Raw genomic sequence first — 24,499 nt, forward strand, 5'->3', positions numbered from 1 at the left:
CCCCCCCCCCCCCGCGGGGGGGCGCGGGGGGGCCCGCCCCCGGGGCGCGGTGCCATCCCCCCGGGGGGGGGGTCGCCCGGCGACGCGGTGCCGGGCGACGCCTCGGAGGACGGGGCCGTTCGGGTGGAGCGGGCGGAGGTCCCGGGGGTGGACTGGTCAGCCATGGTCAGGTTCAGCCGATCTGCGCGTTCTTGTTCACGGTGGCCTGGTCGATGTCGGAGGTGCGCACGGTCACCGCGATCTTCCAGTCGCCCGCCAGGGGGATCTGCACGGCGCTCGCCGCCCAGTGCCCCGTGGCGACCCGGTCGGGGGTCACGGGCAGCGGGCCGATGTCCTTGGCCGTGAGGGTGAAGGCGACCTTCACCTCGGGGACGTCGAAGGCCTTGCCGTTCGGCCGGAGCACGAAGACGTGCATCTGGTTGCCGCCGACGCGGGCAGGGTCGAAGGTGACCTCCACCGTGCCCTTGCCGTCCTCGCCGCCCGTGTCGAACGGCATCTTCAGGGACAGCGGTCCGGAGCGCTGCGAGGCGGACGCGGTGGCCTGGCGGGCCGCCTCCGCCGTGCGTCCGGGCTCGGTGGCCGTCAGCGCGGTCGTGACCGCGAGCAGGACGACCGCGACCCCGGCCTCGGCGAGCACCGAGCGCCGCAGACCCGAGCGCTGCGGGTCGGCGTCGCGGACCCGCTTGTCGCGCGTGGAGTCCACGGCGGCCCGCTGCCGGGCGAGCTGGGCGACGCGCCGGGAGTCCGTCCCGGCGGGGACGGTGGCGGGCGTCCTCAGCTCGGTGCGCTGCTCCACGACGACGGCGGCGGCTTCGGGAGCGGTGGCCTCGGCGAGCTGGGCCGTCCAGCGCCGCGAGATCCACGCGATGCCCACGAGAACGGCCACCAGGCCGACCTTGACGAGCAGCAGTTGTCCGTACGACGTGTCGGTGAGCGCCGACCAGGAGCCGAGCTGTCGCCACGACTGGTAGATCCCGGTGGCGACCAGGACGACGACGGCACCGAACGCGAGGCGGGAGAACCGGCGGACGGCCGCGGCCTCGACGGGTGCCTGTGCGGGAGCCCGGAACAGGGCCACCACGAGCGTCGCCAGACCGCCGAGCCAGGCGGCGACGGCCAGCAGGTGCAGGACGTCGACGGGCATCGCGACGCCCGGCTGGACGCCGGTCGAGGCGTGCTCGGCCATGGCCCAGGTCGCGGCGAGGCCGGCGGCGACGACCGTGCCGCCGACGGCGAGCCCGAAGGTGAGGTCGTTCTTCTCCGCGGCCAGGTGCTCGGCCTCGGCGGCCGGGTCCCCGGCGTCCGCGGCACCGGCGGCCTCGGTGGCACCGGCGTCCTCGGTGGCGTCCGCGGCACCGGCGTCCGTTCCCTCGGCCGGTTCCGTCTCACCGCTGTGCTCGCCGGCCGCGCGCTCGTCCTCGTCGCGTCGGGCGTAGGCGCCGAACAGCACCGCGATGAACAGCGCCGCGGCCGCGAGCAGGAGGAGCCTCGACACCAGCGCGGCGCCCGACTTGGTCTGCAGCACCTCGCCGAGCAGGTTCAGGTCGAAGATGTCGCCGGCCTTGCCGGAGCCGACGTAGGAGCCGCGCAGGAGCAGCAGGGCGAGGGTGGAGGCGGTGAGCGTGAGCCATCCGCCGACCACGAGCCGCTGTACCGGCCGGACGCCCGACCCGCGCTGCCAGCAGGCCAGTACGAAGGTGGCGCCGCCGACGAGCAGGATGAAACCGGCGTACGACAGGTAGCGCGCGGTTCCGTAGAGGAAGCCCACGAGGCCGCCGCCCACCGGCTGGCCGGACAGCGCGACGGAGGTCTGCGAGGGGGCGCCGACGGAGAAGGTGAAGGCGCCCGAGACGGGGTGGCTGTCCGCCGACACCACTTGGTAGGTGACGGTGTACGTGCCGTCGGGCAGGCCCGGCCGGATCTTCAGGCCGTAGGTGTCGCCGCCCAGGTCGCTCGCGCCGCCGGTGTCGACCCGCTTGCCCTTGGGGTCGAGCACCTGGAGCGAGCCGTCGTTCAGCGAGACCTGTTCGGAGAAGGTGAGCGAGACCTGGGCGGGTGCCTCGTCGACCACCGATCCCTGCGTCGGATTGCTTCCGGTCAGCGCGGCGTGCGCGGAGGCGGGCGCGGCGCCCGCCAGGAGCGCTCCGGTGACGGCGAGGAACAGCAGCAGGAGGGTCCTGAGGCGGGGGGCGATGGTCGGTGTCACGGTGATGCCTCCCTCAGCGTCCGGTCTTCGGGTTGTAGGTCGCGGGCTTCACCGGCATGGAGATCCTGACCGTGCCGGACTTGGCGAAGTGCAGTTCCACGGACACCTTCTCGCCCTGTCCGGGCTTGTGGGTGAGCTTTGCGAACATGAGGTGATTGCCGCCGCTGGCGAGGTCCAGGGTGCCTTCGGCGGGTATGGCGAACGACTTCTTCTCCTCCATCGCGCCGTCCACGGTCGCGTGCATCGTCACGTCGTCCGAGAGGTCGCTGGTGACCGAGGTGAGGGTGTCGGCGCCACCGGAGTTGGTGACGGTGAAGAAGCCCGCCGCCATGGTGTCCATGCTCGGGGCGGGCATGTAGGCGCCGGTGACCTTGAGTTCGGGAGCGGCGGAGGACGACGGGGAGCCGTCCGAGCCGCAGCCCGTCAGTGTCCCGGCGGCCAGGACGAGGGAGCAGACGGCGAGGAGTCCCGCGCGGCGGCCCGTACGGCGGCTCACGGGTTCTTCCCCTCGGCGATCTCGGGCAGGTCCTTGGTGTAGTCGTCGACGGTGGCGCCCTCGCCGTACAGCACATAGCCCGCGTCGGTCTTCGGCGAGAAGGCGATGACCTGGGTGCCGTGCACCGAGACGGTCTTGCCGTTCTTGTCCTTGCTCGTCGGCTCGATGGTGATGCCGAGGCGGCGGGCACCGGCCTGGATCGCGGCGAAGTCGCCGGTGAGGCCGATGAAGTCGGGGTCGATGCCCTTGAGCCAGGTGCCGAGCGCGGCGGGTGTGTCGCGGGCCGGGTCGGTGGTGACGAAAACGACGCGCAGCTTGTCCTGTTCGGCCTTCGGGAGCTGCTTCCTGGCGACGGCGAGGTTGTTCATCGTCAGAGGGCAGACGTCGGGGCAGTGGGTGTAGCCGAAGTAGATCAGCGTGGGCCGGCCCTTGGTCTCCGCGCGCAGGTCGTACTTCTTGCCGGCCGTGTCGGTGAGCACGAGGTCCGGCTTCTCGAACGGGTTGTCGAGGACCGTCGCGGCCTTGGTGGCGCCGGCCTCGGCGGACACGGCGGCGACCGGCTCGTTGCCGGCGCCATCACTGCCGCAGGCGGAGAGGGTCAGAGCGGCGGCGGCGAACAGGGCGGCCGCCGCGTACGTCTTCTTGCGCATAGAAAAATGTCCCAGATGTGAGCGCTCCGGTGGGCACCGGGGGTCGGACGGGGCCGAAGCCGGGCCGAACGGGGCCGAAGGGCCGGGCCGGACGCGGCCGGCGGCCGGTCCGGAGAGCCGCGTCCGCGGCCCTCCGGTGCCCACCAGGAGCGTGTGTGTCTCAGTGCCTCAGATGCGTGCGGGCACCTCAGGCGTTGGTACGCCGCCGGCCGGCCAGAACGCCGTACGCCACGCCCGCCAGGCCGACGAGGATGCCCACGACGCCGAGTACGCGCGCGGTGGTGTCGCTGCTGTCACCGGCGGAGGCGGCCTCGTCGGTGTGCTCGGCGGTCTCCTCCGTGTGGGAGGCGTCCTCGGCGGCGGCACCCCCGTGGTGTCCCCCCTCGGTCGCGGCGCTGAGCGCGAGGGCCGGGGCCGGGTGCTCGGGCTCCTCCGCACCCTTCTTCTGCGGCTCGATCCAGCGCACGACCTCCTTGTCGGAGTACGTCTGGACGGCCTTGAAGACGAGCTCGTCGGTGTCCTCGGGCAGCGCGCCGATGGAGAGCGGGAACTTCTGGAAGAAGCCCGGCTCGATGCCCTTGCCGTCGGCGGTCCAGGTGACCTTGGTGACGGCCTCGCTGATCTTCTCGCCGTGCGCGGTGACCGGCTTGTCCAGCTTGGACTTGGTGACCTTCACGGTCCAGCCGTCGAGGGGCTGGGGCATGACCGAGGCCAGCGGGTGGTCGGCCGGGAGGTTCACCTCGACCTGGGTGGTCGAGGCGTTGTCGCGCTCGTTGGGCACCTTGAAGTTCACGACGGTGTAGCCGCCCTTGGCGGCCACGCCCTCGGGCTGCACGCTGACATGCGCGAACGCGGGGGCGGACAGGGCGAGAACGGCCGTGGCGGCGACGGTGCCGGCGGCGGCGAGACGAGAAGCCTTCATGTGAGGAGACACTCCACTTTCAGTCCGGTGACGAAGGGGACGCGCGTGCGCCTCGGTGTCCCGTGGAAGGGGCGGAAGGATGCCCGGGGGAGACCCGGCGGGCACGCGCGCGTGCGGCACGACCGCGTCCCCTTCGAGAACGTCCGTGAAGTCCCGTCGGGGCGGTGGAGTCGAGGACTCCGGGGGCCCGGGGAATTCCGTGGGTCTCCGTGAAGTGGCGCGTCGTGTCAGGCGACGAGGTCGAACGCGGAGGCGGGCGGCCCGCGCCGGACGACGGTGTGCTGAAGCGCGGTCGTCCGTGGAGTGAGGGGCGCGAGCGGCGCGGTACACGGCGTGCGCGCGATCTCGGGCGTCCCGGGAAGTCCCGTACGCAGGGCGCGTACGAGGGTGAGGGCGGCGCGCAGGGAACGTACGAGCGCCGCTTCCGTGACTCCCTGGGCCGACAGGCGCATGAGCCGCAGGAGGGCCAGGTCGCCGTGGCGCAGCACCCATCCGGCGGCGAGGGCCGCGAGCACGTGGCCGAGCAGCATCGGCAGGGAGGGCAGCACCGGCATCGAGGTGCCCGCGGCGGTGGGCAGGGCGTCCGCGGCATGACTCATGGACGACGTCATGCCCGTCATCCCGGTCGTGCCCGCGTCGATCCGCGCGTCGGCGAGGATCTTCATGGCCTGCGCGGGACTGATCGCCGCCGCGGCCGTCCCGCACACCAGGCGGGCGGCCCGCTCGACGAGTGTGGCGTCGGACATCGGCATCCCCGGCGCCATCGCGCCCATGGACGACCCGCCGGCCGCCGTGCCGCTCCCCGGTCCCAGGCCGAAGAGGGAGTGCAGCACCGTCTGGCCGAGCGCGAGGAGCGCCACGATGCCCGGCAGGGTGCGTTCCCGGCCCGCCAGCGCCCCGGCGACCGCGAAGACCGTGAGGAAGCCGGCGCCCAGGGTCCACAGGGGGACGGTGGCACAGGAGGCGATTCCGTGACCGGCCGCGGCCAGCACAACGCAGACCGCGGCGAACACCGCGGCCCTCAGGGTCCGGAGGCCTGCTCCGGAACGCGCCGAACGCTGGTGGGGGGCAGTCATGGCGCGCTCATCATCGCACTGGGCCGCGACGCCCCGTGCGGCAGGTCCGATTGACGGCATGTGACCGGTCCGTCCTCCGTGCGGCGGACGGCCGAAGGGCCACTGTCCGGCCGAAGATCACGCGTGCATACACCGTCGACTCATGTGAGCGCGTCGGCCGTATGGGCGGCATCACGTCGCGTATGCGATTGCGCACGGGTGGTTGCGGCAATACGTAACGGTATGTCGAGCCGCGGCCGGGAGGCTGGAGCATGAGCATCTGGTGGTCACTCCATTTGCGGCGCGAGGCTGCGAGTGTTCCGCTCGCCAGACGCCTGTTGCTCGGCACGATGGAGAGCGCGGGCGTGGACCCGGACATCTCGTACGACCTCTCCGTCGCTCTCACCGAGGCCTGCGCCAACGCCGTCGAGCACGGCGGGGACGACGGCCGGGGCTCCTCCTGCGGGGCGTACCGCGTGACGGCCTATCTCGACGGTGACCAGTGCCGTATCGAAGTCGCCGACTTCGGCCCCGGTTTTCCGGCCGGGAACGCCCGCGCCGTACTCCGCAAGGCCGGCGAGGACGCGGAGCACGGCCGGGGGCTGTGCCTGATCCGCGAGCTCGCCGACCACGTCCACATCGGCAACAGGCCGGGACGCGGCGGCGCGGTGGTGAGCTTCGACAAGATCCTCAAGTGGAGGACGGCCCCCTCACTGCTGCCGGCCTGACCCGCCGGACGACGCCGGCCTCCGCGGGCTGCCCCGGACAGGCCGATGGCCCCTCCGGGAGTCGTTCCGGACAGGCCGATGGCCGGGAGCCTCGGAAGGCGCCCGGCCATCGGTCGCGTGTCCGCCCTCGCGGGCACGGTGTCAGCCCTTGAGGGACGCCATCCAGGCCTCGACCTCGTCCGAGCGGCGCGGCAGGCCGGCCGACAGGTTCCGGTTGCCGTCCTCGGTGACCAGGAGGTCGTCCTCGATCCGGACGCCGATGCCGCGGTACTCCTCCGGCACGGTCAGGTCGTCCGCCTGGAAGTACAGGCCCGGCTCGACGGTCAGGCACATGCCCGGCTCCAGCGTGCCCTCGACGTACGTCTCGGTGCGCGCGGCGGCGCAGTCGTGGACGTCCATGCCGAGCATGTGGCCGGTGCCGTGCAGGGTCCAGCGGCGCTGGAGACCGAGCTCCAGGACACGCTCGACGGGGCCTTCGAGGAGCCCCCACTCGACGAGCCGCTCGGCCAGCACGTGCTGTGCGGCGTCGTGGAAGTCGCGGTACTTGGCGCCGGGCTGGACGGCCGCGATACCGGCCTCCTGGGCGTCGTACACGGCGTCGTAGATCTTCTTCTGGATCTCCGAGTAGGTGCCGTTGACCGGGAGCGTGCGGGTGACGTCGGCGGTGTAGAGGGTGTGGGTCTCCACGCCCGCGTCCAGCAGCAGCAGGTCGCCGGAGCGGACCGGGCCGTCGTTGCGCACCCAGTGCAGCGTGCAGGCGTGCGGACCGGAAGCGCAGATCGAGCCGTAGCCGATGTCGTTGCCCTCGACCCGCGCGCGCAGGAAGAAGGTGCCCTCGATGAAGCGTTCGCTGGTGGCCTCGGCCTTGTCGAGGACCTTCACGACGTCCTCGAAGCCGCGCACGGTGGAGTCGACGGCCTTCTGCAGCTCGCCGGCCTCGAACTCGTCCTTGACGAGCCGTGCCTCGGACAGGAAGACGCGCAGTTCGTCGTCGTGCTCGCGGGTGACCTTGTCGGTCAGCGCGGCCTCGATCGCGGCGTCGTAGCCGCGCACGACACGGACCGGACCGGTGGCCTCGGTCAGCGCGGCCGGCAGTTCGCGGACGTCCGAGGCGGGGATGCCGTAGAGCTGCTCGGCCTCGCCCAGGGAGTGGCGGCGGCCGACCCACAGCTCGCCCTGCCCGGACAGCCAGAACTCGCCGTTCTCACGGTCGGAGCGCGGCAGCAGGTAGATCGTCGCCTTGTGGCCCTCGGCGGCGGGCTCCAGCACGAGGACGCCGTCCTCGGTGAGGTTGCCGGTGAGGTACGCGTACTCGACCGAGGCACGGAAGGGGTACTCCGTGTCGTTCGAGCGGGTCTTCAGGTTGCCCGCGGGGATCACCAGGCGCTCGCCCGGGAAGCGCGCGGACAGCGCGGCACGGCGGGCCGCGGTGTACTCGGCCTGGGCGACGGGCGTGAGGCCCCGCAGCTCGGTGTCGGCCCAGCCGGACTTCATGCTGTCGGCCAGCTCGTCGGACACGCCCGGGTACAGGCCGTTCTTGCGCTGCTTGATGGGCTCTTCCTCGCCCGCTTCGTCAGCGGCTTCGTCGAGTACGGCTTCCGGGGTCTCCGGGGTGAGCGCCTCCGACACGGTCTGCCTCCTTCATACGACTTTGGACCTCCCCATCGTACGGTCGTACTGAAGGGGGCCCAGGGCCGGAAGGCCTGTTACACCGGGTGAGCGCCCTCTCAGTCGAAACGGGCCGCGAGGAGGACGACGTCCTCGTCGCTGTCCGCCTCGTCGAGGCCGTCCGGCAGCACACCGCGCAGCACGTGGTCGGCGATCGCGCCGGGGTCGTCGCGCAGCGCCCTCGGGACGCTCGCCGCCGCCGCGTGCAGCCGGGCGAAGGCACGGTCCATCGGGTCGCCGGTGCGGTGCAGCAGGCCGTCGGTGTAGATGAGCACGGTCTCGCCCGGGTCGGCTGTCAGTTCGACGCTCGGTGCCTCCCAGCAGGCGAGCATGCCGAGGGGCGCGGACAGGGAGGTCTCCACGAACTCGGTGCGCCGCGGGCCGATCACCAGGGGCGGGCTGTGTCCGGCACCGGCGAGCGTGAGCTTGCGCAGGGAGGGCTCGCAGTACGCGAACAGGGCGGTGGCGGAGCGCGCGGGTTCGGTCAGCCGCAGCAGCAGTTCGAGGTCGGAGAGCACGGCGACCGGGTCCTCGCCCTCCATGACGGCGTAGGCGCGCAGGGAGGCCCGCAGCCGGCCCATGGCGGCGACCGCGCTGGGTCCCGAGCCGGTGACGGAGCCGACCGCGAGGCCGAGCGCGGCGTCGGGCAGCGGCAGCGCGTCGTACCAGTCGCCGCCGCCGCGCGGGCCGGTGCGGTGCCGGGCGGCGAGCTGGACGCCGGAGACCCGGGGCAGCCGTGGGGGAAGCAGCTCCTCGGACATCGTCGTCACGCACGCACGGGCGCGTTCGAGTTCCAGCATCCGGGCCAGGTGCTCGGTGGCGTAGCGGGCGTAGAGGCCGATGAGGTGGCGCTGGCGTTCCACCGGCTCGGCGGGCTCGTCGTAGAGCCATACGGCGGCACCGAGACGGCCGGCCGCCTCGGTGGACAGCGGGAGCGCGTAACTGGCGGCGTAGCCGAGGCGGGCGGCGACCTCGCGTTGGCGCGGGTCGAGCCCGTCCTCCGAGAGGAGGTCCGGCTGGGTGATCTCACCCTCGCCGCCCGGCAGTCCGTCCAGGATCTTCCCGTACGACATGGAACTGCGCGGCACCGTCTCGATGTGGCCGAGATCGGCTCGGGCGAGGCCGAGGCCGATCGTGGTGTCGGGGCCCAGTCCGTCGCCGGGTTCCAGGACGACGAGACCGCGCCGGGCACCCACGAGGGCGGCTCCGGCGCGCAGCAGTTCCTGCAGCGCCTCGTCCAGCGTCGCGGTGCGGGCGACGCGCTCGGTGAGTTCGTGGAGCGTGGTGAGATCCGAGACCCAGCCCGCGAGACGGTCCTGGAGAGCCGCTCCGGGGCCGGCCGGCGGGGCGGCCGGGGAGGCGCCCGCGGGGGCGGGCGCCGGCGCGACAGTGTGCGCGGGCGAAGGAACCGTTGAATCGATTCCGGCCACTTTAGGAAGGTGAGGGGCGGTCATGACGCCCGGCTTTCCGACCGGTGCGTTTTGCTCAATAGCATCGCAAACCCCCATGTCGTTCTGCGCCGCTAGCGGTGTCTCCACATGTACACGTACTCGTGAGGGGATGTCCAGCATTGTCCTGCCAGGATTCCTGGTGTCCGTGCGACCGGTGGTAACCCTTGCGGGAAACTAAAATTGGCCTAAAACTGACTCGGGTAACGGCTGATTGAGGTCGACTGGCCTCGTTCGACGGAGCGTCACAGCGGTCGTGATGGGTACGTACTCGGTGAAGGCCAGGGGTGGTTGAGATCCGCCCGGAACCTGGCGACGGACCCGGGCGTCTTAACCACCGACGACCGTGCCCCATCCTCCCGTGGCGGAGGCGGCTAGCAATACGCGGGACGTAAAACGCCAGGCGCCGCCACCCCACGCCACGCCCATGCTTTGGATGTACGCGGTATGGGCGCGGACACAGCCACATGCTCGGCTCAGAGGGGTTCCCCTTGTCTCCAGCAGGGGTGTGATGCGCCAGCAGGTACGCACAGTGAAGTGATCGACACATGGTGTGATGTGATCCTCGGTGTTGCCAGGCGTGCAACGGAAAGGAACGAGCGCTCATGCGCGAGATCCTCGGAAGGCGACGCAGGCTCCTGTCCAGGCGAAACAACGGGCGGCCTGAGATGCTCAGCGCGGCCCTGACGTTCGCGGCCGCATGGCGGTGGCCCGTACTCCCGGGTGTGGCGGCCGACCCGCAGGGGCGTGCCCGCTGCGGCTGCCCCGACCCGGAGTGCACGGTGCCGGGCGCCCATCCCTTCGACCCCGGCCTCCTCACGGCCACCACGGACGAGCGCATGGTGCGCTGGTGGTGGACCAACCGGCCCTCGGCCCCCATCGTGCTGGCCACCGGCGGCGGCGCCCCGTGCGCGGTGAGCCTGCCCGCCGTCGCGGCGGCCCGCGCGCTCGACGCCCTCGACCGCACGGGCATGCGCCTCGGCCCGGTCGTCGCGTCCCCCTCCCGCTGGGCGATCCTCGTCGCCCCGTACTCCATGGAGCAGCTCGGCGAGCTGCTCTACGCCAAGGACTTCGTCCCCGGCTCCCTGCGCTTCCACGGCGACGGCGGCTACATCGCGCTGCCGCCGTCCGAGACGGGCCAGGGCCAGATCCGCTGGGAGCGCGCTCCGCTGCCCGGTTCGGCCGCCCCCTGGGTGCCCGACGTGGAAGCCGTGGTGGATGCCGTCGTCGAGGCACTCACTCGTACGGGTGTGAGCGCGCCCGAGTTGTAGGGGCGTCCGGCGCGCGGCGCGCCGCGCGCCCTCCCCTGCTCGTTATCGTCCGCCCATGCAGCGTCATTCCGGGGCGTACGGGGCCGAGGTGCCGCCGGGCGGCGGACCGGACCCTCGAAGTGTCCGCCTGATGGCCCTGGCCGGAGTCGTGGCGTTCGTCCTCGGCCTGCCGCTGGCGGTGGCCTCGGCCGGTCCGGTGGGCGACGCCGGCTCCTCGGCGGCCGTGCGCGCGGCGGCTGCCGCGGACGACCGGCCGCCCGGACCCCGGAGCTCTCCGCTGCGGCTCGGCCTCGGTCTCGCCACCGCCGCCCGGTGCGGCCCCGAACTCTCCTCGCCCGACGGCGTCGAGGCGCAGACCTGTGTCCTGACGCAGGGCGAGGAGACCTGGGCGCGTACGTACTACCGCAACGCGACCGGCGACGCGCTGAGTTCCGCCCTGACTCTGATGGGCCCCGGCGGACGCACGGTGCAGATGAACTGCGCCGTGGACGCGGAGGACGCCCCGGGGGCGTGCGAGACGCCCCGGGAAAACGTGGCGGGGGATCCGGGAGGCTACTCGGCGGTAGCGGAATTCGCGCGGAGCGGCGCCGGGCCGCTGCTGCTGCGCTCGGGAAGCAACTCGGTCCGCGGGTAAGCCGATTGATATTGTTCGGGATTCCGAACATGAAAAGACCCGGTTGCTGGCGACGGGGGATGCACCAGCAACCGGGCTACTCGAACGGTAACAAGAGATCGGCGGTTCGCAAATTCGATCTCGGCTATTCGGACACGGATTTACCTGTCACAACGGGGAGTTGTGACAGGAGTCACCCGTTTCCGAGGCCCTGACGAGCTGACCGGTCGGTCAGTTTCCCGTCCTGTGGGCTCGCTGTGGACTAGCTGAGTGTCACCTGGCGGTTGGTGAGACCCCCGCGTGCACGGCGCTCGTCCGCCGTCAGCGGCGCGTCCATGGCCAGAGCGGTGGCGAGGCGCTCGGCGAACTCGGCCGCCGGCTTCTCGACGTCGTCCGCCGTGACACCGCTCGGCAGGTCCCAGACCGGCACCGTGAGCCCGTGCGCCCGGAAGGAACCGACCAGCCGGGTGCCTTCCCCGAGGCTCGAACGGCCCTCGGCGTGCAGCCGCGCGAGAGCGTCCAGAAGCCGCTCCTCGGCGTGGGGCATGACCCAGCGCAGGTGGTTCTTGTCCGGCGTCTCGCACCAGTAGGCGGCGTCGACCCCGGACAGCTTCACCGTCGGGATGGCGGCGGCGTTGGCCCGCTCCAGCGAGGCGGTCACCTCGGGCGTCGCGTTCTCCGCGTCCGGGACCCAGAACTCGAAGCCGCTGTGCACAACTGGCTCGAAGGCGCCTTCGGGGTCGAGCAGGTCCTGGAGCCGGGGACCGTCCGCCGGGGCGCGCCGCCCCTCGACCGGGGTGCCGGGCGGCGCGACGAGCGCGCGCCGGAGGGTGTCGGCCAGGTCGCGGCTGATGTCGCCCGACGGCGTGTCGTTCTGCAGGCCGAGCAGCACCGAGCCGTCCTCGCGGCGCAGCGCGGGCCACGCCATCGGCAGGACCGTGGCGAGGGTGACCGAGGGGACGCCCTCGGGCAGGCTTTCCTTGAGCGTCAGCGCGACCGTCGCGGCGGGCACCAGTTCGCGCAGCGCGACCCAGTCGCCCTCGCCCCGCAGGCCCTCGAACGGGCGGTGCACCAGCTCGGTCGCCGCGTGTGAGGCGGTGCGGCCGTGGCAGGCCTTGTACCGGCGGCCGCTGCCGCAGGGGCAGGGCTCGCGGGCTCCTACGACCGGGATCTCGCCGCCGTCCGTCAACTGCGGCTGCTTGGCCTTCGTCTGGGGTCGCTTCTTGGCCATCGTGGGTGTCTCCCGATCACGGCTCGTCTCGTACTGGCGCGAGCCTAGCCGTTCGCAGGAGGACGGACGGGATCCTGTGGACAACGCACCGCGTGGTCCGTGGCCCGGAGGTCCGTCCGTGCGCCCCGGTGTGCTCGGCCGAGGTCGTCCGTTCCGGCTCAGTCGAGGTCGTCGAAGGCGTCCACGAAGTCCAGATCGGGGATCCCGGACACCCTCGGTGACGCGACGCGCGTAGCGAAGTCGTCGTGCCGGTGCGCCCTTTGCACATCGTCCTGGACGACCACCCACACGGTGACCTCGCCGTGGATGTCGTCCCGGACACCCCAGTCCTTGGCGAGCGCCGTGATGATGTTCAGCCCGCGGCCGCCACGGGCCGTGACCGACGGGGTCGCGGGCACGGGGCGGGTCGGACCACCGCCGTCCGTCACCTCGACCGTCAGTCGGCCCGCGGGATCGACTCGCCAGGCCGCGCGCACGTCCCCGTCGCCCGCGAGGGCGTCGCCCAGGGGCCTGCCATGTCGGCACGCGTTGCTGAGCAGCTCGGAAAGGATCAGTACGGCATCGTCGATGACCGTTTCCGCCACACCCCCCGAACGCAGTTGATCGCGCATCCGGTGTCTTGCCTTCCCCACGCCCGCAGGGCCATGGGGTACGGCCATGCTCGACGACGTGGGCACCTCCTGTGCCACCACCAACGCCACCCCCGAGACCTCCTTCACCCCACGCCACGGTGTGAATGCCCCTTTGGACTGGACCGGAAACCGGCCAGTGGGCGTCTGCTGACGCACTCGTAACGATCGATTGCGGAACGAACGCGCCGGAGCACTCCCTGTGACCGGGTGGCCGATTCTCGATGGTTTTCGATGGGCGATCGTGGTGTTTTCCGGGGGGTCGCCGGCCTCGGGCCGGGCCAGGTCAGCGGCCCAGTTGGCGGAGCACCGCGCGCGGGCGGTTGGTGATGATGGCGTCGATGCCCAGTTCAACGCAGAGATCGACGTCCTCGGGCTCGTTCACGGTCCAGACGTGCACTTGGTGACCGGCGCGTTTCAGCCGTTCGATGTACCCGGGGTGACTGCGGACGATCCGCATCGAGGGGCCCGCGATCCGGACACCGGCGGGCAGCCGTCCGTCCCTCAGCCGGGGGGAGACGAACTGGAGCAGATAGACCGTCGGCAAGGTCGGGGAGGCGGCCCGGACGCGGTGCAGCGAGCGCGCCGAGAAGCTCATGACCCGTACCGCGGACTCGGCCGGGGAGGCGGGGGCGTCCAGACCGAAACGCTTCAGCAACTGGAGCAGCCGATCCTCGACCTGGCCCGCCCAGCGGGTCGGGTGCTTGGTCTCGATGGCCAGCTCCACACGGCGGCCGGCGTCGGCGACGAGTTCGAGCAGGCGCTCCAGGGTCAGGACGGAGGTGTCCGTCAGACTCCCCGGGGCATGTTCCCAGTCGGGCGACTCGTCGCGGTTCTTCCACGAGCCGAAGTCCAGTGCGGCGAGCTCGGCGAGTTCCAGGGCGGAGACGGCTCCGCGGCCGTTGGACGTCCGGTTCACGCGGCGGTCGTGGACACAGACGAGATGGCCGTCGGCGGTCAGCCGTACATCGCACTCGAGGGCGTCCGCACCGTCCTCGATCGCCTTCTTGTAAGCGGCCAGTGTGTGCTCGGGGGCCTCTTCGGAGGCTCCGCGGTGGGCGACGACCTGAATCGGGTGCTGTCGTGCGAGGGTCACCGCGTCATGGTGCCATCGTCGCCGGGCTCATGTGAGGTGAGATATGTCGCAAAACATTCCGTTTAGTAATAAAGGTCCGTTATAAAGGATGGCCTCGGACGCACAGCCACCGCTTATGGTGCCCTGACGCCCTGTGGGAAAAGCTGACGGCGTACAAAAGCACATGCACAGCTGAATCGCGCCGGGCCATCGACAAGCGTGAGTGGGCGTGACCGAGTGCGACCGATAACAACAGCCGTGGATCGAGGAGAAGAGCTGTGAGCACCGAGAACGAGGGCAACGCAGTACCCCCGGCCCCGTCCGCACCTCCCGTGCCGGTGGAAACTCCCGCTGCTTCCGCGCAGGGCGCCTCGTACCCGGGGGGCGCGCCGACCGCTCCGATCCCCGCGGTGCCCGGCACTCCCGGCGCACCGGAGCACTCGTCGGCGCCCGCGGGCATGCCGGCGTACGCGTCGAACGGCGCAGGGCAGGGGGCCGACCCCTACGGACAGGCACCGACCCAGGGCTCCGCCCCCGAGGCGGGCTGGCCGCCTCCGCCGCCCGCCACCCCCTCGTACGCCGACGGCGGCGGCCCGGGTGACGGCGGGTGGGGTTCCTCCTACCAGCAGCCCGCGCCGCAGCCGAAGAACAGGCGCGGCGGTCTGATCGCCGCCGTCCTGGTGGCCGCGCTGGTCGCCGGCGGTGTCGGCGGCGGCATCGGCTACTCGCTGGCCAAGAACGACGACAACTCCACCGACTCGACGACGGTCTCCGCCCCGAGCGGCAGCGGCGAGGTCAAGCGCGCCTCGGGCACGGTCGCGAACGTCGCGGCCAACGCGCTGCCGAGCACCGTCACCATCGAGGCCCAGAGCAGCAACGGCGAGGGCGGCACCGGCACGGGCTTCGTCTTCGACAAGCAGGGCCACATCCTCACCAACAACCACGTGGTGGCGGACGCGGTCGACGGCGGCAAGCTCACCGCCACCTTCTCGAGCGGCAAGAAGTACGACGCCGAGGTGGTCGGCCACGCGCAGGGGTACGACGTCGCGGTCATCAAGCTGAAGAACGCGCCCTCGGACCTGAAGCCGCTCGTCCTCGGCGACTCCGACAAGGTGGCCGTCGGCGACTCCACGATCGCGATCGGCGCGCCCTTCGGTCTCTCCAACACCGTGACCACGGGCATCATCAGCGCCAAGAACCGCCCCGTCGCCTCCAGCGACGGCAGCGCCAGCAGCAAGTCCTCGTACATGAGCGCCCTGCAGACGGACGCCTCGATCAACCCGGGCAACTCCGGCGGTCCCCTGCTCGACGCCTCGGGCGCGGTGATCGGCATCAACTCGGCGATCCAGTCGTCGAGCAGCGGCGGCCTCGGCGGCTCCGGCCAGTCCGGTTCCATCGGCCTGGGCTTCGCGATCCCGATCAACCAGGCCAAGCACGTGGCCCAGCAGCTCATCCAGACCGGCAAGCCGGTGTACGCGAAGATCGGCGCGTCGGTCTCCCTGGAGGAGGGCACCGGCGGCGCGAAGATCACCGAGCAGGGCGCGAGCGGCACCTCGGCGGTCGAGTCCGGCGGTCCGGCCGCCAAGGCGGGCCTCAAGCCCGGCGATGTCATCACCAAGCTCGACAACCTGGTGATCGACAGCGGCCCGACCCTGATCGGCGCGATCTGGACCCACAAGCCGGGCGACACCGTCAAGCTCACCTACACGCGCGACGGCAAGACCCACACGGTCGACGTCACCCTCGGTTCCCGGCAGGGCGACAGCTGATCGTTCGATCCCGCGCGCGAGGGGTGTCTCCCAGGGGAGGCACCCCTTCCGCGTTGTCAGACGCGCGGCTTCTTCGCGGACGACCCCTTCTTGCCGTCCGCGCGCTCGGGGGGTGCGGGCGGGCAGGGGCGCTGCCGGTGGCGGGACGTGCTCTGGCGGGGCGGCCGGGTCAGGGTGATCTGACGGATTAACTGCTGGAAGCAGGTCAACGACGCCAGGGCGGGGACGACGGCGGTTGCCACACCGGTGATCGTCTGGTGGGCGTCGGCCACGCAGAACATCATGGCGACGGACGAGAACAGCAGGACCACGTACCACGAGTGCACGGCACGGCGCTGGTGCAGGGCGGCTCGCAGGATGGAGAGCGAGGCCACCATCCAGGGGCCGTAGATCAGCAGAGGCCACCAAGGCCCCGTGCCGCTCTGCGCGTTGGAGGCGATGCGCTGCAGCGGCGAGTAGGCCACCATGCCGCTGAAGACGCTCACCATCGACACGGTGGCGGCGGCGACCGCGGCGAGCACGAAGCTGACGGTCTGCAGCCAGTTGCGGTGATTGCGGACCCGTACCTTGCGGTGCCCGGCCGAGGAACGCCGGATGGGCGGCAACTCGGCGGTGATCTGCACCAGGTTGTCCATCGGGTCGCCGGTGAACTCGTCCGTGTAGACCGGCTCGCCGCGCGGGGGCGGCACGGTGACATCCTGGTCCGCCGCCGCGGCGTCCTGCAGGAGGTAGGTGAGTTCCTCGACGGGGTCCCAGCCCTGTTCGTTCAGGGGGGTCACGGGATCGCCGTACGGGCCGGTCTCCGTCCCGGCGGGATATCCGGGATTCTGGCCGTACCGGGCGAACGAGAGGTTGGGGTAGTCGTCATTCACCGGAATTCGCCCCGGTCGTGTGAGTGCTGTGGCGGCCGTGCGTGCCGGTGTCGCGTGCCGGTCGCGGACGACGGGCCGCGGACGTCGGACGGCGCGCACGCGGCGGCGTGCGCGCCGGCGCGTCGCCCGGCCGGTACGGCGGGGGACGGGGATGACGCCGTGGGGGCCGAGGCCGACGCCGCGGGGGCCGGAGCCGGCCGCGCTGCCATCGCTTCGGAGACGGTCGGAGCGAGAGATCTTGCTTTCGCCATGCTCCGCTAACGCGGCTCCCCTGCCTCCAGGTGTGCGGCAAACGAGTGAGGGCGTGGTGGCGGGAGTATTCACCAAAGCGGCTTTTCGTGTACGTCGGCCGGCCGTCCGGCGCGTCGCCGGGCGCCCCCCGCCCGGCGCCCGGCCGGTGACTCCCGCGAGCCGGATCGGCGCTGGTGGATCCGGTGCGGACCGTGCCCCCGCGGCACGCTCGGAGCCGGGTACTCTGTACCCGCTCCACCCGCCTGGGCGGGAGCGAGGTGGGTTGCCCGAGCGGCCTAAGGGAACGGTCTTGAAAACCGTCGTGGCAGCGATGTCACCGTGGGTTCAAATCCCACACCCACCGCAGGTGAAAGGCCCCTGACCGGGAGAAACGGTCAGGGGCCTTCGTCGTGTCCGTCCATCGCGGGCCGGGCGTGTTCACCCGGCGCGGGATCACCACCCGCCTCACTGCCGCCGGGGCGAAGGGGCGGTCATCCGGGCCGCCGAGGCGATCGTGGAGCGGGCCTCTCGTTCGGTCAGGCCCGTGCGGACGGCGGCCTCGACGAGCGGGGCGGTGAGCTGGGGGCCGAAGCCGTTCTCGTAGGCGCGGCAGGCGGCCCAGAACAGACGGGTGTTCCGCTGGCCCTCGTGGGCGGCGAGGACGAACTGGACCAGCCCCTGGCCCTGTCGCTCGTTCGCGGAGTGCGCGGAGTGCGCTGAGTGCTCGGAGTGTCTGGAGTCGGCGGAGTGCGCGGAGTCCGTGGAGTGGCGGTCGCGGGCCGGATGCGCGGGCGGGGGCAGGAGCAGACGCAGGAGTTCGGGCGGGCAGGGCGCCGGTGCGAGCCCGGAGGTGCCGGGAGCCGTCCCGTACACGCCCCGTTCGGTGCGTGAGCCGGGGCCGACGAGGTAGCCGCCGGCGCCGCGGATGTCGATGCCGGGGGCGAGCCGGCTCGCCGAGTTGGGGACGACGACGTCCGGCGGCCCGCTCAGCCACAGATGGCGGCCGCCGCTGGGGGTGACGACGACGACCGTGTCCGGGATCGTGAACAGATGGCGCAGGGCCAGTTCGCGCAGGGCGGTCGAGGAGTCGGTGTCGGACTTGGTGTCGAGGTCGACGCCGATGAGGTGGTGCGGGTGCAGCCCGCAGGCGATGCCGTAGCCGGTGGCCCAGGGGGCGGCGGCGAAGAGTTCGCGGATGCGCCGGGGCTCGGTCGAGGCGTCGTACACGCCGTGCCCGAAGCGGCCGCATTCGCCGTGGCACGGTCGGGGGTCGGGGTCGTCGCGGTGGGGTGAGCGCAGGGCCGGGAGCTTCGTACGGGACAGCGGGATCACCGCGAGTCCGCGCTCGGCTGCGGACAGGGCGTGAGCCAGGGCCAGAGTGGTGGCCCGCCGGTCGATGGTGGCCATGGCTCCATAATCGTACGAGTGTTCGAGAAAGGGAAGGGCTCTCCCGGCCCGCGCGGGAGCCGGTCGGGTGAGAGGCGGGAACGGCCGGAAAGGTGCCGGAACGCTTCAGCCGTTGCGGGGCCCGGACCCCGTGGCCGACAGGGGGCTGAGCAGGGACTTCGCGTGCGTGAAGGTGGTTTATCGACATGTCCTCACGCTTGAGGGGGAATTGCGGCTTCCGGTGTGGTTCACCCGGGATGACCTGGGCAACTCTGGACTCGCGACGTCGTGGACAGTGCCGAGGCGGCCGGCCGGCCGCCCTGGAACAAGCCGTATTTCCCGTACGTCCCGGCTCGACGCCGGTGCGTACAACCGCTTCTGGAGGAACTCGCATGGCAAGCATCCGTACCGCTCGCGTTCTCGCCGCCGCCGCGGCCCTGCCGCTGGCAGCCGCCCTGTTCTCCGGGGTCGCCGCGGCCGACAACGGCGCCATCGCGGACACCGGATCCAACGCGGGAGTGGCGACCGCCGGCGGCGGAGTCGGAGGCGACAACAGCGGCAACTCCTCCGTCACCCAACAACAGGCGGTCGGCACCGGATCCTCGAATCAGAGCAATACGGCCCAGGTGAACGGCTCCGCGCCCACGGCCCTCAACCAGGGCAACTCGAACGTCCTGATCAACTTCGCCGGACTCTGACGGGCGGGGCCGGCGGACTGCCGTCGGCCGGGGGTATTTCGTGAGGCGGCGGCCTCCTCGTAGGGCCGGGGGGGGCGGGGCTCCGGGGTGGGGCCCGGAGCGGGGTGAGGCGGGGGATTCACAACGTCCGCGCGGCGGTGCTTCGGCATCGTCGCGCGGACGTTCTTGCCCGCCCGGCGTCGGGCAGGGGCCGGTCCCACGACCTTGACAGGCAACGGTATCTGACGGACAGTCAGAAAACCTTGTTCGCACGAGGTCCGGGAGGGCCGCCGCCGTGCACCTCGCCCCCACCGAGCGCCAGCAGCGGCTGCGCGCCGAACTCCGCGCGTACTTCCGGGATCTGATGCCGGACGGACCGCCGCCCCCCGACGACCCCGCCCGGCAGCGGGCGCTGCTGCGCCGCATCGGAGCGGACGGTCTGCTCGGACTCGGCTGGCCGGTCGAGTACGGCGGGCAGGGGCGCGGAGCGGACGAGCAGTTCGTCTTCTTCGACGAGGCCCACCGGGCCGGCGCACCCGTCTCGATGGTCACGCTGAACACCGTCGGACCGACCCTCATGAAGTACGGCAGCGAGGAGCAGAAGGAGTTCTTCCTGCCGCGCATCCTGAAGGGCGAGCTCGTCCTCGCCATCGGGTACTCGGAACCGTCGGCCGGCACCGACCTCGCCTCGCTGCGCACCCGCGCCGTCCGCGAGACCGGGGAGAACGGCGCCGGGGGAGGGTTCTGGCGGATCGACGGGCAGAAGATCTTCACGTCCAACGCCCAGAACGCCGACTGGATCTGGCTCGCCTGCCGGACCGACCCGGACGCGCCCAGGCACCGAGGCATCTCGATCCTGCTCGTCCCCACCGACGTTCCCGGCTTCTCGTGGACACCGATCGAGACCGTGGGCGGCCAGACCACCACGGCGACCTACTACGACGGGATCCGCGTCCCGGCCGGGAACCTCGTCGGCGAGGAGAACGGCGGCTGGGGACTCATCACCAGCCAGCTCAACCACGAGCGGGTCGCGCTCGCCGCGATCGGCATGCAGGCCGAGGACTTCTACGAAGCCGCGCTGGAGGCGGCCCGCACGCCTGACCCGGTGACCGGGCGGCGCTCGGCGGACGAGCCGTGGGTGCGCTCCCAGCTCGCCGAGGTGCACGCCCGGCTGGCGGCGTCCCGCCTGCTCAACTGGCGTCTGGTGGGGGACGTGGGGGACGTGGGGGCGGGCGGGCCGGCACCCGGGGACGCGAGCGGCGTGAAGGTCATGGGGACCGAATCCGCGGTCGCGGTGTACCGGATGTGCCAGCACGTCGTGGGACCGGAAGCCCTGGTCCGCTCCGGCTCCGCCGGGGCGTTCGGTGGCGGCGGACTGGAGCGGATGAACAGGGCGGCCCAGATCAACACGTTCGGTGGCGGGGTGAGCGAGGTGCAACGGGAGATCGTCGCGACGATGCGGCTCGGTATGCGGCGGGGGCGGCGGTGAGCGGCCGGGGCGCGCCCGGCGAGGGCCCGGCGGCGGGACACGGCGTCGGGCCCGACGCCGTGGCGCGGGAGGAGGCCGGGCGGGACGAAGCCGGGTCCGGGGGCGGCGTGTCCGACGGGGACGAGCTGTCGGCGCGTCTGAAGGAGTACCAGGGGCGTGAGGCCACCGCCGGGGGCGTCGGCCGGGACCCGGTCAACGCGCCGATGATCCGGCACTGGTGCGAGGCCATGGGCGACACCAACCCGGCCTACACGGGGCCGGACGCGGTGGCCCCGCCCACCATGCTCCAGGTGTGGACGATGAGCGGCCTCTCCGGCCACGCCGGCCGGCCCGGCCGTTCCGAGACCTACGACGAGCTGTTCGCCCTGCTCGACGGCGCCGGATACACGTCGATCGTCGCCACCGACTGCGAACAGGAGTATCTGCGGCCGCTGCGCCCCGGGGACGAGATCACCTTCGACTCGATGATCGAGTCGGTGTCCGGACGCAAGACGACCAAGCTCGGCACGGGGTACTTCGTCACCACGCGGATGGACATCCGGGCGGGCGGCGAACTCGCCGGGACGCACAGATTCCGCATCCTCAAGTACGCGCCGGCGCGCCGGAGTCCGAGAGGCACGGACGCGTCTCCGGTCTCGGCGGGCACCGCGAAACCGGGGAGCGGGCGCCCACGTCCGGTGGTCAACCGGGACAACGCCGGTTTCTGGGAGGGCGTCGGACGGCATCGGCTGCTCATCCAGCGCTGCACGGCGTGCGGGACGCTGCGGTTCCCGTGGCTGCCCGGGTGCGGGGCGTGCGGCGGCCCGGACTGGGACACGGTCGAGTCGGGTGGCGAGGGGACCGTGTACTCGTACGTCGTCATGCATCATCCGCCGTTCCCAGCCTTCGATCCTCCCTACGCCGTCGCCCTGGTCGAGCTCGCCGAGGGCGTGCGGATCGTGAGCAATGTGGTGGGGGTGCCGTACGACGAGGTGCGGATCGGGATGCCCGTCCGGCTCGAATTCCGGCGCTACGACGAGGACTTGGAGCTGCCCGTCTTCCGGGCGGCCGTCGCCGCTGCCGTCGCCGGCCCGCGCGAGGGGAGCTGACATGGACTTCACGCCCACCGAGGAGCAGGCCGCCGCCGTGGATCTGGCCGCGCGGATCCTCGGCGACCACTCCACCCACCAACGCCTCACCGCTGCCGGTACGGGCAGCGACGCCGGACTGTGGAAGGAACTGTGCGCCGCCGGACTCGTGGGGGCGGTCGCGGACACCGGGCTCCTCGGGCTCGTCCTGCTGCTGGAGGAGCAGGGGCGGGTCACGGCGCAGGTGCCGTTCGCCGCGAGCTGTGTGTACGGACTGCTCGCGGTGGCGGCACACGGGTCGCCGGAGCAGCGCGAGCGACTGCTGCCGGGGATCGCCGACGGGACGGTGGTGGTGACCGGCGCGATATCGGCCGCGGAAGCCCTGCCGGCCTCCGTGTCCCCCTCCGGCTCCCCCTCCCCCTCCCCCTCCCCCTCCCCCTCTCCCTCCCCCTCCGTCTCCGGGACGCTGACCGGGGTCCTTCCCGCCGTGCCCTGGCTGCGCGACGCCACCCATGTGCTCGTCGCCGACGAGAGCCGCCGGCTCTGGCTCGTCCGCACCGCGGAGGCGGCGGCGAGCGAGCCGGTCGAGCTGACCGCGCCCTGGTCGGCGGGGCGGCTGAGCCTGGACGGGACGCCGGGGGAGGCGCTGGGCGCCGCGGACGCGTACGAGGACCTCCTGGCGACCGCCCGTACCGCCTTCGCCGGGCTCCAGGCCGGGGTGTGCGCGGGTTCGCTGGCGCGGGCGGTCGAGCACACGAACGCGCGCGAGCAGTTCGGGCAGCCGCTCGCGGCCCGGCAGGGAGTCCAACTGCGCGCCGCCGACGCGTACATGGACACCGAGGCGATACGGGTGACGGCGTACGAGGCCGCGTGGCGGCGCGACGAGGGGCTGCCGTACGCGACGCACGCTCTCACGGCCGCGTGGTGGGCGTCCGAGGCAGGCCGGCGGGTGGTGCACACGGGCCAGCATCTGCACGGCGGGGCGGGCGCCGACCTCGGGCACCCCGTGCACCGGCACTTCCTGTGGGGCAGGCAACTGGACGCGTATCTGGGCTGCGGAGGCGAACTGCTCCAGGAACTGGGGGAGTTGATCGCGAACGGGAAGGTGGAGACATGAGGGTGGGCGACGTGCTGCCGCCGCTGGAGATCGAGATCACCCGCACGCTGATCGTGGCTGGGGCGATCGCCTCACGGGACTACCAGGACGTCCATCACGACGCGGATCTGGCGCGGGCGAAGGGATCGCCGGACATCTTCATGAACATCCTGACGACCAACGGCCTGGTCGGCCGCTATGTGACCGACCACTTCGGCCCGGCCGCCGTGCTGCGCGGGGTGGCGATACGGCTCGGCGCCCCCAACCACCCCGGAGACACGATGGTGTTGACGGGCTCCGTCGAGGAGGTCGAGGGCGACACGGCGACGGTCAGGATCCTCGGCGCCAACGGCATCGGCCGGCACGTCATGGGCACGGTGACGGTGACGGTCCCGGCAGGCGGTGCGGCATGAGCGTGCGCGGGCGGGACGGCCTCGGCGGGCGGGCGGCGATCGTGGGCATCGGGGCCACCGAGTTCTCCAAGGATTCGGGGCGCAGCGAACTGCGGCTGGCGGTCGAGGCGGTGCGGGCCGCGCTCGACGACGCGGGCCTGACACCGGGGGACGTGGACGGTCTGGTGACGTTCACGATGGACACCAGCCCGGAGATCACCGTCGCGCAGGCCGCCGGGATCGGAGAGCTGTCGTTCTTCTCGCGCGTCCACTACGGCGGCGGCGCGGCGTGCGCGACCGTCCAGCAGGCGGCGCTCGCGGTCGCCACCGGCGTGGCCGAGGTCGTGGTCTGCTACCGGGCGTTCAACGAGCGGTCGGGGCGCAGATTCGGCTCGGGAGTGCAGCGGCGGGAGCCGTCGGCGGAGGGCGCGGCGCTGGGCTGGGCGCTGCCGTTCGGGCTGCTCACCCCGGCCTCCTGGGTGGCGATGGCGGCCCAGCGGTATCTGCACACGTACGGACTGACCCCCGAGGCGTTCGGCCATGTCGCGGTGGTGGACCGGAAGTACGCGGCGACGAACCCGGCCGCCTACTTCCACGGCAGGCCGATCACTCTGGCGGAACACGCGGCCTCGCGGTGGATCGTGGAGCCGCTGCGGCTGCTGGACTGCTGCCAGGAGACCGACGGCGGCCAGGCGCTGGTGGTCACCTCCGTGGAGCGGGCCCGTGATCTGCCGCGCCCCTCGGCGGTGGTCACCGCCGCCGCCCAGGGCGCGGGGCGGGCGCAGGAGCAGATGACCAGCTTCTACCGTGACGAGCTGACCGGGCTTCCTGAGATGGGCGTGGTGGCCCGGCAACTGTGGCGCACGGCCGGATTGAGCCCGGCGGACATCGACGTGGGCATCCTGTACGACCACTTCACGCCGTTCGTCCTGATGCAGCTCGAGGAGTTCGGCTTCTGCAAGCCGGGGGAGGCCGCGCACTTCGTCGCCGAGGAGAGGCTGCCTCTGAACACGCACGGGGGCCAGCTCGGGGAGGCCTATCTGCACGGGATGAACGGCATCGCGGAGGCCGTACGGCAACTGCGCGGCACGTCCGTGAACCAGATACCGGGCGCGGGCCGCGTCCTGGTGACCGCGGGAACCGGCGTCCCGACCTCGGGCCTGATCCTCGGGTCCGACGCCTGAGAACCCCGCCACCAGGCATCACCCCCACCCGCTGAGGCCCGGTGGCCACCGGCGGCTTCCCGGCCCACCCGGCCCCGAAGGACCGACCCGCCCGGCCGGGCGAGACTCCGACCTGCCCGCCCGGGGGACCCCACCCCTCTTCTCTCGCCCCTCCGCCCCTGCCCTCCCCCAAGGTCTCGGCTTCGCTCGACCAGGGGGGGACCCCCATCACCCCTGGGGCTCCGCCCCAGCCCCCACTCCTCAAACGCCGGAGGGGCTGTTACTGCCCCCGGAGGGTCTGAAACTGTCGCCGGAGGGGCTGAACCTGCTGCCCGGCCGGGGCTGAAATGTGGACCGGCCACCAC

General features: G+C 72.2%; 22 protein-coding genes and 1 tRNA gene. 11 read left to right on the plus strand and 12 right to left on the minus strand.

The window, feature by feature from the left end; all coding sequences use genetic code 11:
- Positions 1–172: 172 nt before the first annotated feature.
- The 5 genes from ACFXGX_RS36585 to ACFXGX_RS36605 form a co-directional block, all read right to left on the minus strand.
- On the minus strand, positions 173–2,206 hold the full coding sequence (locus ACFXGX_RS36585) for a copper resistance CopC/CopD family protein (RefSeq protein WP_384800536.1): 2,034 nt from the start codon (positions 2,204–2,206) through the stop codon (positions 173–175).
- A gap of 13 nt (positions 2,207–2,219) precedes the next feature.
- The gene (locus tag ACFXGX_RS36590) at positions 2,220–2,702 is read right to left on the minus strand and encodes a copper chaperone PCu(A)C (RefSeq protein ID WP_384800539.1); all 483 of its coding nucleotides are present in this window, start codon (positions 2,700–2,702) and stop codon (positions 2,220–2,222) included.
- Positions 2,699–3,352: an SCO family protein gene (locus ACFXGX_RS36595; protein ID WP_384800542.1), complete on the minus strand. Its 654-nt coding sequence runs from the start codon at positions 3,350–3,352 to the stop codon at positions 2,699–2,701. Before ACFXGX_RS36595 ends, ACFXGX_RS36590 begins: the two co-directional genes overlap by 4 nt.
- A gap of 187 nt (positions 3,353–3,539) precedes the next feature.
- Positions 3,540–4,274: a YcnI family protein gene (locus ACFXGX_RS36600; RefSeq protein ID WP_384800545.1), complete on the minus strand. Its 735-nt coding sequence runs from the start codon at positions 4,272–4,274 to the stop codon at positions 3,540–3,542.
- 227 nt (positions 4,275–4,501) lie between these two features.
- Positions 4,502–5,350 carry a hypothetical protein gene (locus ACFXGX_RS36605; RefSeq protein WP_384800548.1) on the minus strand — a complete coding sequence of 283 codons (849 nt, stop codon included), beginning with the start codon at positions 5,348–5,350 and terminating at the stop codon, positions 4,502–4,504.
- 251 nt (positions 5,351–5,601) lie between these two features.
- Between ACFXGX_RS36605 and ACFXGX_RS36610 the strand changes: the two genes are divergently transcribed.
- Positions 5,602–6,057 (plus strand): ATP-binding protein, encoded by a 456-nt coding sequence (locus ACFXGX_RS36610; RefSeq protein ID WP_384800551.1) that lies wholly within the window; start codon positions 5,602–5,604, stop codon positions 6,055–6,057.
- Positions 6,058–6,198: 141 nt separating this feature from the next.
- Here the strand turns inward: ACFXGX_RS36610 and ACFXGX_RS36615 are convergent, their stop codons facing one another.
- Complete coding sequence (locus ACFXGX_RS36615; protein WP_384800554.1) at positions 6,199–7,686, minus strand: aminopeptidase P family protein; 1,488 nt, start codon at positions 7,684–7,686, stop codon at positions 6,199–6,201.
- Between the two features lie 98 nt (positions 7,687–7,784).
- Positions 7,785–9,296 (minus strand): PP2C family protein-serine/threonine phosphatase, encoded by a 1,512-nt coding sequence (locus ACFXGX_RS36620; RefSeq protein WP_384800557.1) that lies wholly within the window; start codon positions 9,294–9,296, stop codon positions 7,785–7,787.
- 482 nt (positions 9,297–9,778) lie between these two features.
- Between ACFXGX_RS36620 and ACFXGX_RS36625 the strand changes: the two genes are divergently transcribed.
- Positions 9,779–10,444: a bifunctional DNA primase/polymerase gene (locus ACFXGX_RS36625; protein ID WP_384800560.1), complete on the plus strand. Its 666-nt coding sequence runs from the start codon at positions 9,779–9,781 to the stop codon at positions 10,442–10,444.
- A gap of 55 nt (positions 10,445–10,499) precedes the next feature.
- Complete coding sequence (locus ACFXGX_RS36630; protein ID WP_384800563.1) at positions 10,500–11,078, plus strand: hypothetical protein; 579 nt, start codon at positions 10,500–10,502, stop codon at positions 11,076–11,078.
- Between the two features lie 241 nt (positions 11,079–11,319).
- On the opposite strand, the gene ACFXGX_RS36635 is transcribed toward ACFXGX_RS36630, so the two are convergent.
- From ACFXGX_RS36635 to ACFXGX_RS36645, 3 genes are all read right to left on the minus strand, one after another.
- A complete protein-coding gene (locus tag ACFXGX_RS36635) occupies positions 11,320–12,288 on the minus strand; it encodes a DUF5926 family protein (protein ID WP_384800565.1) in 969 nt (322 codons plus the stop codon).
- A gap of 158 nt (positions 12,289–12,446) precedes the next feature.
- Complete coding sequence (locus ACFXGX_RS36640) at positions 12,447–13,076, minus strand: ATP-binding protein (RefSeq protein ID WP_384800568.1); 630 nt, start codon at positions 13,074–13,076, stop codon at positions 12,447–12,449.
- A 127-nt stretch (positions 13,077–13,203) separates the two neighbouring features.
- The gene (locus ACFXGX_RS36645) at positions 13,204–14,013 is read right to left on the minus strand and encodes a glycerophosphodiester phosphodiesterase (RefSeq protein ID WP_384800571.1); all 810 of its coding nucleotides are present in this window, start codon (positions 14,011–14,013) and stop codon (positions 13,204–13,206) included.
- 257 nt (positions 14,014–14,270) lie between these two features.
- On the opposite strand from ACFXGX_RS36645, the gene ACFXGX_RS36650 reads away from it, so the two are divergent.
- Positions 14,271–15,761, plus strand: coding sequence for a S1C family serine protease (locus ACFXGX_RS36650; RefSeq protein ID WP_384800574.1), 1,491 nt, complete (start codon positions 14,271–14,273; stop codon positions 15,759–15,761).
- A gap of 56 nt (positions 15,762–15,817) precedes the next feature.
- Here ACFXGX_RS36650 and ACFXGX_RS36655 read toward each other — a convergent pair whose 3' ends face one another.
- Positions 15,818–16,633, minus strand: a complete 816-nt coding sequence (locus tag ACFXGX_RS36655; protein ID WP_384800577.1) for a DUF2637 domain-containing protein — start codon at positions 16,631–16,633, stop codon at positions 15,818–15,820.
- 508 nt (positions 16,634–17,141) lie between these two features.
- On the opposite strand from ACFXGX_RS36655, the gene ACFXGX_RS36660 reads away from it, so the two are divergent.
- Positions 17,142–17,228: transfer RNA gene (locus ACFXGX_RS36660), tRNA-Ser, on the plus strand.
- Between the two features lie 101 nt (positions 17,229–17,329).
- Here ACFXGX_RS36660 and ACFXGX_RS36665 read toward each other — a convergent pair.
- On the minus strand, positions 17,330–18,271 hold the full coding sequence (locus tag ACFXGX_RS36665) for a bifunctional DNA primase/polymerase (protein ID WP_384800580.1): 942 nt from the start codon (positions 18,269–18,271) through the stop codon (positions 17,330–17,332).
- A 371-nt stretch (positions 18,272–18,642) separates the two neighbouring features.
- Here ACFXGX_RS36665 and ACFXGX_RS36670 point away from each other — a divergent pair, with 371 nt between their 5' ends.
- From ACFXGX_RS36670 to ACFXGX_RS36695, 6 genes are all read left to right on the plus strand, one after another.
- Positions 18,643–18,948: a hypothetical protein gene (locus ACFXGX_RS36670; protein ID WP_384800582.1), complete on the plus strand. Its 306-nt coding sequence runs from the start codon at positions 18,643–18,645 to the stop codon at positions 18,946–18,948.
- A 274-nt stretch (positions 18,949–19,222) separates the two neighbouring features.
- Complete coding sequence (locus tag ACFXGX_RS36675; RefSeq protein WP_384800585.1) at positions 19,223–20,416, plus strand: acyl-CoA dehydrogenase family protein; 1,194 nt, start codon at positions 19,223–19,225, stop codon at positions 20,414–20,416.
- A 107-nt stretch (positions 20,417–20,523) separates the two neighbouring features.
- Positions 20,524–21,504, plus strand: coding sequence for a bifunctional MaoC family dehydratase N-terminal/OB-fold nucleic acid binding domain-containing protein (locus tag ACFXGX_RS36680; RefSeq protein WP_384800596.1), 981 nt, complete (start codon positions 20,524–20,526; stop codon positions 21,502–21,504).
- A 1-nt stretch (position 21,505) separates the two neighbouring features.
- The gene (locus ACFXGX_RS36685) at positions 21,506–22,600 is read left to right on the plus strand and encodes an acyl-CoA dehydrogenase family protein (protein ID WP_384800588.1); all 1,095 of its coding nucleotides are present in this window, start codon (positions 21,506–21,508) and stop codon (positions 22,598–22,600) included.
- On the plus strand, positions 22,597–22,992 hold the full coding sequence (locus ACFXGX_RS36690) for a MaoC family dehydratase (RefSeq protein ID WP_355768796.1): 396 nt from the start codon (positions 22,597–22,599) through the stop codon (positions 22,990–22,992). Before ACFXGX_RS36685 ends, ACFXGX_RS36690 begins: the two co-directional genes overlap by 4 nt.
- The gene (locus ACFXGX_RS36695; protein ID WP_384800591.1) at positions 22,989–24,155 is read left to right on the plus strand and encodes a lipid-transfer protein; all 1,167 of its coding nucleotides are present in this window, start codon (positions 22,989–22,991) and stop codon (positions 24,153–24,155) included. Before ACFXGX_RS36690 ends, ACFXGX_RS36695 begins: the two co-directional genes overlap by 4 nt.
- The last annotated feature ends 344 nt before the right edge of the window (positions 24,156–24,499 follow it).

The organism is Streptomyces sp. NPDC059371 (genome assembly GCF_042751995.1).
Classification (GTDB): domain Bacteria; phylum Actinomycetota; class Actinomycetes; order Streptomycetales; family Streptomycetaceae; genus Streptomyces.